The following is a 13,585-nucleotide window of genomic DNA, read 5'->3' on the forward strand; positions in this document are numbered from 1 at the left end:
GTATCGATGCTGAAGACGGGGGCGGACGGGTCAGTACGGCTTCACGCGAAGGGGTGTTGCTCACGTGGGAAGCGCGTGCGGGTTCGCTAAACTGATCCGTCCGAGGAGCCGCCGCATGAACCTTTCCGCATGACCCGCCACCCCGACGCCGCCGCGCATGCCGCCACCCTGCGCGAACAGATCGAGCAGGCCAATTACCAGTACCACGTGCTGGACGAGCCGACGATTCCCGACGCCGAATACGACCGCCTGATGCGCGAGCTGGAGGCGCTGGAGGCGGAATACCCCGAACTGGCCACGCCCGATTCGCCCACCCGCAAGGTCGGTGCGCGCGCCACCGGCGGTTTCGCCGAGGTGCGCCACGCGATCCCGATGCTGTCGCTGGGCAATGCCTTCAGCGAGGAGGGCGAGACCGACCGCGAGCGCTTTAGCGAGGTGGCCGAATTCGAGCGGCGCATCGAACAGACGCTGGATCGCCGCGCGCCGGTGTTTTCGGTGGAGCCCAAGCTCGATGGTCTGGCAATCAGCCTGCGCTACGAGCACGGCGTGTTTGTGCAGGGCGCTACGCGCGGCGATGGCGAAACCGGTGAAGACGTCACCGCCAACCTGCGCACCGTGCGCGCGATCCCATTGCGGCTGCGTGGCAAAGGCTGGCCCGAGGTGCTGGAAGTGCGCGGCGAGGTGGTGATGCTGCGCAAGGATTTCGAAGCGTTCAACGAACACGCCCGCACCCTTGGCGAAAAGACCCTGGCCAACCCGCGCAACGGCGCGGCCGGGTCATTGCGCCAGCTCGACCCGGCGATCACCGCCAAGCGCAAGCTGAGCTTCTTTGCCTACGCGGTGGGCGTGGTGGAGGGCGGCGAGCTGCCGGATACGCATTCGCAGACCCTGAAGAAGCTGCGCGAATGGGGCTTCCCGGTATCGCCGGAGGTTTCCACCGCCAAGGGCTTCGATGGCCTGATCGCCTACTACCGTGCGATCGGCGCCAAGCGCGACGCGCTGCCGTACGACATCGATGGCGTGGTCTACAAGCTGGACGACTACGACGGCCAGCGCACCATGGGCTTCGTTTCGCGCGCGCCGCGCTGGGCGATCGCGCACAAGTTCCCGGCGCAGGAGCAGATGACGCGCCTGCTGGATATCGAGATCCAGATCGGCCGCACCGGCGCCGCCACGCCGCGCGCGCGGATGGAGCCGGTGCAGGTGGCCGGTGTCACCGTGACCTACGCCACGCTGCACAACGCCGATCAGGTGGCACGGCTCGATGTGCGCGTGGGCGACACGGTGATCGTGCGCCGCGCCGGTGACGTGATTCCCGAGGTGGTGCGGGTGGTGGAGGAACAGCGCCCGCTACACACGGTGCCCTGGCACATGCCCACGCGCTGCCCGATCTGCAACTCGGCGCTGGTGCGCGAGGAGGGCGCTGCGGTGTGGCGCTGCTCCGGCGGCCTGATTTGCGCGGCGCAGCGCAAGGAAGCCCTGATCCACTTCGCCTCGCGCCGCGCGATGGACATCGACGGCCTGGGCGAGCGCTACGTCGACGCGCTGGTCGAGTTCGACATGGTCAAGACGCCGGCCGATCTCTACGCGCTGACGGTGGACGACTTTATCGGTATGAAGCAGCGCGCCGACGAGCGCGACGGCACCGTGCCGGAGACGGTCAAGCAGGGCAAGGTGGCCACCAAGTGGGCCGAGAACCTCGTCGAGGCGATCGACGCCAGCCGCACCACCACGCTGGCGCGCTTCCTGTTCGCGCTGGGCATCATGCACATCGGCGAAAGCACAGCGAAGACGCTGGCCGCCTGGCTGGGGCGGCTGGAATTCGTGCGCAGCATGCCGGCACCGGTACTGCGCGTGCTGCCGGACATCGGCGCCGAGGTGGCCGGTTCGATCGCCGCATTCTTCGCGCAGCCGGGCAACCAGGCGGTGGTCGATGCGCTGCTGGAAGCTGGCGTGCATTTCACCGACGAAGGCGATCCCTCGCCGAAGCTGCGCGAGCGCCTGGATCTCGCCGTGCTGCTGGACATGGCCAACGTCTCCAAGCTCGGGCCGAAGAGCACCCAGTTGCTGGCCCAGCATTACCCGACGCTCGCCGCCCTGACGCGCGCCGGCGCCGCGCACTGGATCGTCGCCGGCGTACCGCAGGCCGCCGCCACCAACCTGGAGGCGATGCTCGCCGACGAAGGCCAGCATCGCGAACTGCTCCACACCGAGCAGGCGATGCACCAACTGCTCGCCGCGCTGCCCGCCGCCGCGTCGGCCGAAGCCGCGCCACTGGACGGCCAGACCTTCGTGCTCACCGGCACGCTGCAATCGCTGAGCCGCGATGAAGCGAAGGACCGACTCGAGGCGCTCGGCGCCAAGGTCTCCGGCTCGGTCTCGAAGAAGACCAGCGTAGTGGTGGCGGGCGAGGCGGCCGGTTCCAAACTGGACAAGGCCAACGAGCTCGGCGTGCCGGTGTGGGACGAAGCGCAGCTGCTGGCGTTGCTGGCTGAGCACGGGGCCGCGCCGTGAGTCTGCCGATCCTGCGCGTGGCGCGCGCCTGCGCGGACCTGGAGCGCATCGCCACGCAATACCGCGAAGGCCTCGGCCTAGCCGAGCTGGGCCGCTTCATCGACCATGAAGGTTTCGACGGCGTCATCCTGGGCGAACCGCAAGGACCGTGGCATCTGGAGTTCGTCCACGTTCGGCACGACGCGCCGCCACCGCCGCCCCATCCAGAGCAGGCACTGGTGCTGTACCTGCCGGAGCGCCAGATCTGGCTTGACCGCGTGGCGGCAATGGAACGGGCCGGCTTTCTCCACGTGCCTTCGGCCAACCCGTACTGGGACCGCGCAGGCCGCAGCTACGTTGACTGCGAAGGTGGGCGTGTCATCGTGCAACAAGCGACGTGGCCCGCATGAATTCGCTTCTTGAGTTTTGCGAGCTGCGCCTGCGCGCTTTCGCTTTCTCTGTCAGCAGTGACGGCGCAGAGGGAGTGACGGCTAGCGAGCTTTCAGCTCCCTCTCCCCTGGCGCAGCCGGGGGAGAGAGCCTGCCCTCGACTCGATCGGGGGGCTGGGGTGAGGGGGGCTCTTTAATCCATGGAACGCGCCAAGACACTCCGCCATAACCAGACCGACGCCGAGCGCAAGCTCTGGAACCGCCTGCGCGCCGCCCAGCTCGGCGTGAAGTTCCGTCGCCAGCATCCTGTCGCCGGCTATTACGCAGACTTCTGCTGCGTCGAACACTCGCTGATCGTGGAGCTGGATGGCGGCCAGCATGGTGAGCCCTCCGACGCCAAGCGCACTGCCGACCTCGAGCAGGCAGGCTTTCGCGTGTTGCGGTTCTGGAATAACGACGTTTTGCTCCGCACCGATGACGTGCTGGAGGAGATTGTGCGGGTGCTCAAGCAAGAGCGGCCCCCTCACCCCAACCCTCTCCCCCGGCACCGCCGGGGGAGAGGGAGTAGTGGCGGGCCAGCTTTTGGCTCCCTCTCCCCTGGCGCAGCCGGGGGAGAGGGTTGGGGTGAGGGGGCGCCTTTCGCTCTATCAAGCAACGCACCCCACGCAGCCCTCCACCTGCGCGCCGCTGTCTACCGCCTCATCCGCCAGTTCTTCGACACCCGCGACGTGCTCGAGGTGGAAACCCCCATCCTCTCCGCCGCCGGCAACACCGACCCCAACATCGAGAGCTTCGTCACCCGCTTCACCGGCCACGTCGACGCCGGCGCGCCGCAGCGCTGGATGCGCACCTCGCCGGAGTTTCCGCTCAAGCGCCTGCTCGCTGCGGGCGTGGGCGACTGCTACGAACTCGGTCGCGTGTTCCGCAACGGCGAGGCCGGTGGGCGGCACAACCCCGAGTTCACCATGCTGGAGTGGTACCGCGTGGGCTGGGATCACCACCGGTTGATGGCCGAAACCGTCGAGCTGGTGCAGGACGCGCTCGCCCTCGTGGGTCGGCGCGCCGAGGTGGTGATCAGCGGTTATCGGCAACTGTTCCTCGACGAGCTTGGCATCGACCCGCTGCACGACCCGCTGGAAACCCTGCAGGCGCCGTTGCGCCAGTACGGCATCGACCCGGCCGGGTTGGAGCGCGACGACTGGCTCGATCTGCTGATCACCCACAGGCTGCAGCCGGCGTTTCCGCGCGATCGCATCACGGTGATCCACGACTACCCGGCCAGCCAGTGCGCGCTGGCGCGCATCCGTCCCGGCGAACCGCCGCTGGCCGAGCGCTTCGAGCTGTATCTGGGCCGCTACGAACTGGCCAACGGCTACCACGAGTTGAACGACGCGGCCGAACAGACCGCGCGATTCACTCGCGACAACGCCAGGCGCCGCGAGCGCGGTCTGCCCGAGGTGCCCGTCGACGCGCGCCTGCTCGCCGTGCTCGACGCCATGCCCGACTGCGCCGGCGTGGCGCTGGGCATCGAACGCCTGCTGATGTGCCTGGCCGACACTGACGCGATCGCCGACGTGCTGGCGTTTCCGTTCGGCGAAGCTTGAAAGGCGGCGGCGCTTCCATTCGCCGCGACGGGCTAATGCCCGCCGCGGTGAACGGGTTTCCCCTTACGGTCGATCGAATCGCAGCGCCAGCGCGCGGCGTTCCACCAGGCTGATCGCGGGTTGGTCCTGCAGGCGCAGGTCGCGCAGCTCATAGGGCGCACCGATGCCAGTGAGGCTGGACGGATCGAAGCGCAGCACGAGCTGACGTTCGCCCGGCGTCAGCCAGGCGGCCGACTGGGCGTATGCGCCCGGCACCATGCGGCCGGTGGCATCGCGCCCGTACAGCACGCCAGACACGGCGAAGCGACTGGCGCTGTACACCGTGACACCCAGCGCGATGTCGATGCCGTGGCGCCCGGCGCGTCGGGTGTCGGCCGGGCCGCTCAGCTTCGCGTCGGGCGTCGCCACGGCGAACACGCTGGTGGTGTCGCGCCGCACCGCGTTGCCCCGGCCATCGTCGCCGATGGTGAAGCTGTGCAGCTCCCACAGCCCGGGCATGCTGCTCGGTTGCACCGGCGCCACGTCGGTGCTGAAGCTGCCGTCGGTGTTGGCGCGATAGTCGAGCAGGGTGGTGCGGCCATCCGGGGCGCGCAGAAAGCCGCCGACCGACTGCAGCGGTCGCGGGCGATCGCCGTCCTTCATCGCCACGCGCAGGTGCAGGCGCTGGCCCAGCAGCAGGTCGTCGCGGTCGGCCTTGGCGGTCACTGTGAACGCGCTCTTCGGCTCGAACACGTGGACCACGTAACGGCCGCTGGCGCTTGGGGCCTGCAGCGTCATCGGCCCGGCGCCCAGCTCGGGACGCAGCTGCATGACCAGCGAGGCATCGGGCACGGCCATGCCCGTGGCACGCAGCGCCGCGACGTCGCCGACCGTGCTGGCCGCGCGCTCGCCGGCCAGCGTCTGGCCGTGGATGCGGACATTCACCGTCGCGGCATCGAGTCGACCGCCCTTGGGGTCGCTGGGGCTGACCCGGATCACCGCGCCGGGCGCGGACAGTGGCAGTTCCACGCCGCGCTGCATTTCGGTGGCCGAGACGTCGGTCCAGTACTCGCGGCTGGCGCGGGCGAACGGCTGCGGCAGCGGATTCACGGGGGCATCGGCGGGCAATGCCCAGCTCACGCTGACGGGCCGATGTTCGGCATGCGGGCGCGGAACGTCCACGCCGACCAGTACCGTCGTGCGGATAGCGGCAGGGGGCGGTGCGGCCTGCAACGCGAGCGGCACCATGTCGTTCGGCGCAGCAGGCAACAACGCGTGGGTGGTGGCGAAAGAGGAAGAGGCAAAGAGGCCGGCGACGACGCCGGCGGCAAGGATCCGTCGATTCATCGCGATCACCCCTTCAGGTCGTTGGCGAGGATGGAGGGCAGGCCGAAGCAGGCGCGTCGGCTCTGATTGTGGTTCAGCACCTGGCCGCTGCTGGTGCGCGAGGTGTCCTTGAACCACAGCGTGCCGGCGGCCTGGGCGCTGGAGCATTCGATGAAGCCGTCGGAGCAGCTGCTCAGCCAGTTCTGGGTGATCTCCAGCCCCACGCTCTGGGTGTAGCCGCCGCAGTAGGCCTGGCTGGACCACACTGCCGACACCACGTCGGTGCCGACCACGTCGCGGAACGCCACGGGCAGGGCGGGGCGGCCGCTGGTGCCGAGCAGGTACTGCTGGTTGTAGGTGGCCATCCAGCCGAGCTGCTGCTGGCGCACCGCGTCGGTCTTGTATCCGAGCAGCCAGCCCAGCGAGGTCTCGAACACGTTGCCGGCGATCACCGCATCGGCCAAGGGCGTGCCGGCGCTGGACGGGGCGATCGCATCGACCTTGACGATGCGCTGGATGATCGCCGGATAGCGCGCGTCGTAAGTGGGGTTGGACAGGATCCAGCGCATCACGTTGCCGCCGTTGGAATGCGTGATGACGATCAGCCGGTCGATGTTGCGGCTCTGGATGAAGCTGGTGAGCTGGCCGGCGAGGCAGCCGGCGGCGCGGTCGTCCCACATGTACTGGTCGAAATCGCAGTTCACCACCAGCAGGTTGTTGCGGTCGGCGAGCCCGTTGCGGATGCCCTCGACCATGTCCGATTGCCAGTAGTCGTTGTAGGCATCGGTTTGCTTGCCCGTGCCATGTACCAGCGCCACGCCGGTGGCGGCGTGGGCGCCCACGCTGGCGGCCATGGCCAGCGCTCCCATCAGCATCATGCGTTGCATGCGTGTCTCTCCCTCAAGGCGGCATCGCCGCGTGGGGCCGCCCTGCGCAGTGCAGGCACGGACGAGACAAACCCTCCGTGGCTTGCGTGCAGTTCGACCTTTGGTGGTGCCGTCGCGGCACCGGTGAACACCGCGATCTCCCCTGATGACCATGCGGCGGCGCATGGAATCTAGCAGCGCCGGTTTGCCGCGGTCTTGCCGCAGCGCAGCCGGAGTGCGACGTGGTCGACAAATACGGCCATCGGCTATCGTGGCCGCCCTCTCACTGCCATCGCGATACGCATGCACGACACCACTGCCGCGAGTCCGTCCACCACCGATCGCCTGAGCCGCGGCGACCTGCGCACGCTCGGGCTGGCCGCGCTGGGCGGCGCGCTGGAGTTCTATGACTTCGTGGTCTTCGTGTTCCTCACGGTGCCGCTGAGCGAGCTGTTCTTCCCGAAAGGCACCGCGCCATGGCTGGCGCAGCTGCAGGTGTTCGGCATCTTTGCGGCGGGGTATCTGGCGCGGCCGCTGGGCGGCATCGTGATGGCGCATTACGGCGACCTGCTGGGGCGCAAGCGCATGTTTACGCTCAGCGTGTTCCTCATGGCGCTGCCTACGCTGGCGATCGGCCTGCTGCCGGTGTACGCGCAGATCGGCGCGCTCGCGCCGGTGCTGCTGCTGGCGTTGCGCGTGCTGCAGGGCATTGCGGTGGGCGGCGAGGTGCCGGGCGCATGGGTGTTCGTGGCCGAGCACGTGCCGGCGCGTCGGGTCGGCATCGCCTGTGCCAGTCTCACCAGTGGACTCACCGTGGGGATCCTCATCGGCTCGCTGCTCACCGCGGTGATCCACGAGCGGATGACGCCCGCCCAATTGCTCGACTACGGCTGGCGGCTGCCGTTCCTGGCCGGCGGCGTGTTCGGTTTCATCGCGGTGTGGCTGCGCCGCTGGCTGCGCGAGACGCCGGTGTTCGAGGCGATGCAGGCGCGCCGCGCGCTGGCCGACGAGCTGCCGCTCAAGCGTGTGCTGCGTGAGCATCGCGGCGCCGTGGTGCGCTCGATGGCGGTGACCTGGACGCTGACCGCGGCGATCGTGGTGGTGATCCTGATGACGCCGACCCTGGTGCAGGCGGTGTTCCACCTGCCGCCGGCCACGGCGTTCCTGGGCAACAGCCTGGCCTCGTTTGCACTGGCGGTCGGCTGCCTGGCGTTGGGCGCAGCCGCGGACCGCTTTGGCGTGGCGCGCGTGCTGGGCGTCGGCGCGGTGATGATGACGTTGGCGACGGGCGCGCTCTACCTTGACCTACAGCGCGGCGGGGCGCATTTCCTGCCGCTGTATGCCCTGTCGGGTTTCACCGTGGGCGTGGTCGGTGTGGTGCCCACGGTGATGGTCGACGCGTTTCCGCCGGCGGTGCGCTTCAGCGGGCTGTCGTTCTCCTACAACGTGGCCTACGCCGTGTTCGGCGGCATCACGCCGCCGCTGATCGGTGCGCTGGTGAAGGGCCTCGGTCCACTGGCGCCGGCGTACTACGTAGCGTTGGCCGCGCTGGCGGCAGTGCTGGTGGCCGCCGGCTTGCGGGGCAGCGGCCGAATCGCGGAAAAGCGTCGGGGCTGAAGCCCCTCCACAACCAGCCACTTCGCCCCTGTAGGAGCGACTTCAGTCGCGATGCTCTTCGGCAAGGCTGCCGGATGCGCCGTGGTTACCTAGAACTCCAACTCCTGCGCCGCGCACAGGTAGTCGTTGAGCGGGGCGATGTGGCGATAGATGTCCACCAGCGTCGGCAGCAATTTCGGTGAGCAGGCGAGCGCTTCGTCGAAGCCCTGGCCGGCGGCGAAATCCTTGCGCTTGAGGTCGTCGATCAGCTCGAGGGCGGGGTCGAACCCGCGCGGCGGGCGGCTCAGCGATTCGCCCCAGAATTCGAAGCGGTCGCGGAACGCCTTGCTGTGCGTAGCCTTCTTCCACGCCGCCGGGTTGTCGGCGATGAAGCCGCGGATGCGCTTGAGGTCGTCCGGCTCCGGATGCCACATGCCGCCGCCGGCGAAGCAGTCGCCGGGCTGGATGTGCACGTAGAACGAGGGCGCGGCGATCTCGTGGCGGCGCTCGTGGAAGAAGCGCGCGCCCTGCCAGGTCTTGTACGGCAGCTTGTTGTTGGAGAAGCGCGTGTCGCGGTGAATGCGGAACAGCGAACCGCCGTTCTTGCGCGCGTCGGCGCGGTAGTGCGGGCTGATCTTCGCGATCGGCGCCTGCATGTCGGCGATCAGGGCGAGGAACGGCTCGCGCACGTGCTGCTCGTAGTCGGCCTTGTGGTCGAGGAACCACTCACGGCTGTTGTGGCGGCCCAGGGCGTTGAGAAAGCGGAAGGTGGCGGGCGAAAAGTAGGTAGCGGGCATCGTCGGTGGCGTCAGGCGAGGGGCGTGATCTCGGCGGCCAGCTCGCGGCCCCAGGCGGCGAGCTGGTCGAGCAGGGCGTGATGGTGAGTGCAGGCCGGGTCCTGTCGCAGTTGCGCCAGGCGTGCGGTGTACTCGTCCAGAGTGAGGCCGGTGAGCGGGGTGGGGCGAGTCAGCCGGTTGCGGCGGAAGGCGTCCCAGCGCGCGTGCTCGTCGGCGCTGAGCGTGTGCGGCCAGTTGCGTGCGCGATAGCGGAACAACAACTCGGCGTAACGCGGATCGCGGAACGTGAAGCCGCGTGCCGCCAGCTGCTCCGGCGGCGTGCCGCGCACCTCGGCCAGCAGGCGCTTGTCGGCGTCGGGCAAGAATCCGTCGTACAGCGCCAGCTCCGGGTCTTCCGCTGCCGGCATGGCCGCGGCCTGCTTGAACAGGCGCTGCACCTTCTCGCGCACGCCGGTGGCGGCGCGCAGCGTGTCGGCGTGCGCCAGGCAGCGCTCGGGATCGAGCTGCAGGCGGGCGAGGTCGGCGCCCTTGAGCACCGACAGCGGCGCCAGCGCCGGTGCGCGGTTGGCGCGTACGGTGCGCAGCGCGATGCGTTCCACGCCCTCGGGCAGGTCGGCGCGCGAGGTGAACACGCGGTCGGCGATGTCTTCCTCGTCCAGCGCGATCAGCTCGGTCGGGTCGAAGCGCAGGTCGTAGACGATCACCTCGCCCGGCCGAGCGGGATGCAGGGCCAGCGGCGCGATCACCGTCAGGCAGTGCTGGCTGGCCGGGTAGCGCGAGGAGACGTGCACCAGCGGCGTCATGCCAGCCACATCCAGCTGCTCGAACACGCGCTGCTTGCGGCGCAGGGCGAAGTGCCAGTCCCACAGTCGCGGCTGGCGCACGCGGATCAGCCGCGCCAGGTCGATCAGCGCGTGCACGTCCGAGAGCGCATCGTGCGCGCGCTCCTGCTGCAGGCCGTTGGCCTTGGCCAGGTGTTCGAGCTTGAAGCTGGGCGAGCCGTCGTCGCGGGTGGGCCAGTGGATTCCCTCCGGGCGCAGCGCCTCGCACATGCGCACCAGGTCGATGAGGTCCCAGCGCGAGTTGCCGTTTTCCCACTCGCGGCCGTAGGGGTCGAAGAAGTTGCGATACAGCAGCTGGCGCGTCACCTCGTCGTCGAAGCGCAGCGAGTTGTAGCCCACGCCGCAGGTGCCGGGCTCGGCCAGTTGCTCGTGCACGCGGGCGGCGAACCCCGCCTCGATCACCCCCTCGCGCTCGGCCTGCTGCGGCGTGATGCCGGTGATCATGCACGCCTCGGGATGCGGCAGCGCATCGCGCGGCGGCTTGCCGAAGAACATCACCGGCTCGCCCACGATCTCCAGTTCCATGGTGGTGCGAATGCCGGCGAACTGCACCGGTCGATCGCGCCGGCTGTCCGCGCCGAAGGTTTCGTAGTCGTGCCAGAAGAAGGTCTGCATCACGTGATGATCGCATGCGCCGCCGCCCCGGGCATGGCCGGGAGGGTCGCCAAGCGGATGGGGCCACACTAGACTTCGGCGGCCCAGGAGGACGCATGAGCCAAGCCAACGAAAACCACCTGATCTGGATCGATCTGGAGATGACCGGCCTCGACACGGATGCCGATTCCATCCTGGAGATCGCCACCATCGTCACCGACAAGGATCTCAACATCCTGGCCGAAGGGCCGGTGTTCGCGATCCGTCACGAGCTCGACCGGCTCGAAGCCATGGACAGCTGGAACCGTAACCAGCACAGCCGCTCCGGTCTGTGGCAGCAGGTACTCGATTCCACCACCGATCACGCCGCCGCCGAGCAGGCGACGGTGGAGTTCCTCAAGGCCTGGGTGCCGGCCGGCAAGTCGCCGATGTGCGGCAACTCGATCTGCCAGGACCGCCGTTTCATGCACCGGCAGATGCCGCGGCTGGAGCGCTACTTCCACTACCGCAATCTCGACGTCTCCACGCTCAAGGAGCTGGCGCGCCGCTGGGCGCCGCAGGTGGGCAAGGGCTTCTGCAAGGACTCGGCGCACACCGCGCTGTCGGACATCCGCGACTCCATCGACGAGCTGCGCTACTACCGCCAGCACATGGGCGCGCTGGGCGGGCTGGGCTGAGGCGCCGACCATGTCCGCTGCCGACCTGTTCGCCACCGTACTCGACTGCAACGGCCGTCCGCTGACGCTGGACCGCCCGCGCGTGGTGGGCATTCTCAACGTCACCCCCGACTCGTTCTCCGACGGCGGTCTGTACGCCGATCTCGATGCCGCCGTGGCGCACGGCCTGGCGATGGTGGAGCAGGGCGCGGACATGCTCGACGTAGGCGGCGAATCCACCCGCCCCGGCGCGGCCGACGTGCCGCTGGATGAGGAGCTGGCGCGCGTGCTGCCGGTGATCGAGGCGCTGGCCGCGCGCTGCGCGGTGCCGATTTCGATCGACACCTCCAAACCCGAGGTGATGCGCGCGGCGGTGGCCGCTGGCGCCGGCATGATCAACGACGTGTACGCGCTGCGCCGCGATGGCGCGCTGGATGCGGCCGCCTCGCTCGGCGTGCCGGTGTGCCTGATGCACATGCAGGGCGAGCCGCGCGGCATGCAGGACGATCCGCATTACGACGACGTGGTGGGCGAGGTGCATCGCTTCCTCACCGACCGGCTGTTCGCCTGCGAGCTGGCTGGCATGGATCGGCGCAAGGTGCTGGTGGACCCGGGCTTCGGCTTCGGCAAGACGCTGGAGCACAACCTCGAACTGCTGCGCGAGCTGCGCCGCTTCGCCGATCTCGGCGCGGGCGTGTACGCGGGGCTCTCGCGCAAGTCGATGATCGGCGCGATCACCGGGCGAAATGTGCCGGCCGAACGCGCCGCGGGTTCCGTGGCCGCGGCGCTGATTGCCGTGCAGCACGGCGCGAAACTGGTGCGCGTGCACGACGTGGCGGCCACGGTCGACGCGCTGGCGGTGTGGCACGCGGTGGATGCCCACCGCCCGGCCCGCCGCAAGGACGCCGGCCCCGCCGCGCCGCGCTGGCCCGACGACGAATGACCTGACGGCGCGCGCCGCTGCGTGACGCTGTCTCTCCAAGGATCGACCCATGACCCCACGCAAATTCTTCGGCACCGACGGCATCCGCGGCCGCACCGGCCAGTGGCCGATCAGCGCCGACTTCATGCTCAAGCTCGGTCGCGCCGCCGGCGCCGTACTCGCCGGCCAGGGCAGCGGCGCCAAGCGCCCGTCCGTGGTGATCGGCAAGGACACGCGCATTTCCGGCTACATGTTCGAGTCCGCGCTGGAGGCCGGACTGGTCGCCGCGGGCGTCGACGTGAAACTGCTCGGCCCCATCCCCACGCCGGCCGTGGCTTTCCTCACGCGCTCACTGCGCGCGGACGCCGGCATCGTGATCAGCGCCTCGCATAATCCGTACGAGGACAACGGCATCAAGTTCTTCTCCGCCAGCGGCGAGAAACTGTCCGACGCGATCGAGCTGGCGATCGAGGCCGAGCTGGAACGCGATTTCGTCACCGTGCCGTCCGAGCGGCTGGGCAAGGCGAGCCGCATCGACAACGCGGTGGCGCGTTATGCGGAGTCCTGCAAGGCGACGGTGCCGGAGGATTTCAGCCTGCACGGCATGAAGATCGTGCTCGATTGCGCGCACGGCGCGACCTACCAGGTGGCGCCCAAGGTGTTCGCCGAGATGGGCGCCGAAGTCAGCGCCATCGGCGACACTCCGGACGGCTTCAACATCAACCGCGGCGTGGGCTCGACCCACCCCGAGGCGCTGCAGCAGGCAGTGATCGAGCGCGGTGCGGACATCGGTATCGCCTTCGACGGCGACGGCGATCGCGTGTTGCTGGTGGATCGCCACGGCGTGCTCGCCGACGGCGACGACATCCTCTACGTGCTGGCGTGCAGCTGGCGCGCGCGTGGGCTGCTGAAGGGGCCGGTGGTCGGCACGCTGATGAGCAATTACGGCCTGCAGCAGGCGCTGCGCGCGATGGAGGTGCCGCTGCTGCGCGCGAACGTCGGCGACCGCTTCGTGCTGCAGCAGTTGCGCGAGCATCACGGCGTACTCGGTGGCGAAACCTCCGGCCACATCCTGTGCCTCGACCGCGCCACCACGGGCGACGGCATCGTCGCCGCACTGGCGGTGCTCGAGGCGCTGTCAGGGGCCGGGCAGGATCTGGCCGAAGCCCGCCGCGGCCTGGTCAAGCTGCCGCAGGTGATGCTCAATGTGCGCGTCGCCGGCAACGCGCACGGTGTGCTCGAGCACAGCGATGTGACCGCCGCCGTGGCGCGGGCGCAGGCGCAGCTGGAAGGGCGCGGCCGGGTGTTCCTGCGCGCGTCGGGCACCGAGCCGTTGGTGCGCGTGACGGTGGAGGCGGCCGATGCCGCCGAGGTGCAGGCGTTGGCACAGACGCTGGCGGACGTCGTAAAATCCGCCCTCGAACGCTCGTGAGCCTGCTCTAGCTGTAACCCAGGTCGCCAAGGATTGGCCCGACGTGCCCCGCCCTTGCGGTGGCGGATGAAATCGACCGCACGCCAACC

General features: G+C 69.2%; 10 protein-coding genes and 2 pseudogenes. 8 read left to right on the forward strand and 4 right to left on the reverse strand.

What is annotated here, in order from left to right; genetic code table 11:
• The first annotated feature begins 129 nt into the window (after nt 1–129).
• The 4 genes and pseudogenes from ligA to epmA all read left to right on the forward strand — a co-directional run.
• Entirely contained in the window at nt 130–2,514 is a 2,385-nt protein-coding gene (gene ligA, locus ACQVBX_RS05220; protein WP_431636900.1) for an NAD-dependent DNA ligase LigA, read from the forward strand.
• A complete protein-coding gene (locus tag ACQVBX_RS05225; RefSeq protein WP_431636902.1) occupies nt 2,511–2,903 on the forward strand; it encodes a hypothetical protein in 393 nt (130 codons plus the stop codon). The genes ligA and ACQVBX_RS05225 overlap by 4 nt, the downstream gene beginning before the upstream one ends.
• Before the next feature lie 179 nt (nt 2,904–3,082).
• Nucleotides 3,083–3,376 (forward strand): annotated as a pseudogene (locus ACQVBX_RS05230) (endonuclease domain-containing protein); the annotation flags it as partial.
• Between the two features lie 168 nt (nt 3,377–3,544).
• Nucleotides 3,545–4,486, forward strand: a pseudogene (gene epmA / locus ACQVBX_RS05235) (EF-P lysine aminoacylase EpmA); the annotation flags it as partial.
• 63 nt (nt 4,487–4,549) lie between these two features.
• Here the strand turns inward: epmA and ACQVBX_RS05240 are convergent.
• On the reverse strand, nt 4,550–5,812 hold the full coding sequence (locus ACQVBX_RS05240) for a DUF4785 domain-containing protein (RefSeq protein WP_431636904.1): 1,263 nt from the start codon (nt 5,810–5,812) through the stop codon (nt 4,550–4,552).
• A gap of 5 nt (nt 5,813–5,817) precedes the next feature.
• Entirely contained in the window at nt 5,818–6,669 is an 852-nt protein-coding gene (locus ACQVBX_RS05245; protein ID WP_431638115.1) for a hypothetical protein, read from the reverse strand.
• 291 nt (nt 6,670–6,960) lie between these two features.
• On the opposite strand from ACQVBX_RS05245, the gene ACQVBX_RS05250 reads away from it, so the two are divergent.
• The gene (locus tag ACQVBX_RS05250) at nt 6,961–8,274 is read left to right on the forward strand and encodes an MFS transporter (RefSeq protein WP_431636906.1); all 1,314 of its coding nucleotides are present in this window, start codon (nt 6,961–6,963) and stop codon (nt 8,272–8,274) included.
• 89 nt (nt 8,275–8,363) lie between these two features.
• On the opposite strand, the gene ACQVBX_RS05255 is transcribed toward ACQVBX_RS05250, so the two are convergent.
• The gene (locus ACQVBX_RS05255) at nt 8,364–9,050 is read right to left on the reverse strand and encodes a DUF2461 domain-containing protein (protein ID WP_431636908.1); all 687 of its coding nucleotides are present in this window, start codon (nt 9,048–9,050) and stop codon (nt 8,364–8,366) included.
• Nucleotides 9,051–9,061: 11 nt separating this feature from the next.
• Nucleotides 9,062–10,507, reverse strand: a complete 1,446-nt coding sequence (gene sbcB, locus ACQVBX_RS05260) for an exodeoxyribonuclease I (protein WP_431638116.1) — start codon at nt 10,505–10,507, stop codon at nt 9,062–9,064.
• A gap of 95 nt (nt 10,508–10,602) precedes the next feature.
• Between sbcB and orn the strand changes: the two genes are divergently transcribed.
• The 3 genes from orn to glmM are packed head-to-tail and all read left to right on the forward strand — an operon-like array spanning nt 10,603 to nt 13,496.
• On the forward strand, nt 10,603–11,163 hold the full coding sequence (orn, locus tag ACQVBX_RS05265) for an oligoribonuclease (protein WP_431636911.1): 561 nt from the start codon (nt 10,603–10,605) through the stop codon (nt 11,161–11,163).
• 10 nt (nt 11,164–11,173) lie between these two features.
• Nucleotides 11,174–12,085: a dihydropteroate synthase gene (folP, locus tag ACQVBX_RS05270; protein ID WP_431636912.1), complete on the forward strand. Its 912-nt coding sequence runs from the start codon at nt 11,174–11,176 to the stop codon at nt 12,083–12,085.
• A 49-nt stretch (nt 12,086–12,134) separates the two neighbouring features.
• Entirely contained in the window at nt 12,135–13,496 is a 1,362-nt protein-coding gene (glmM, locus tag ACQVBX_RS05275; protein ID WP_431636913.1) for a phosphoglucosamine mutase, read from the forward strand.
• Nucleotides 13,497–13,585: the final 89 nt, after the last annotated feature.

It is taken from the genome of Dyella thailandensis, from assembly GCF_050749815.1.
In the GTDB taxonomy this organism is placed as follows: domain Bacteria; phylum Pseudomonadota; class Gammaproteobacteria; order Xanthomonadales; family Rhodanobacteraceae; genus Dyella_A.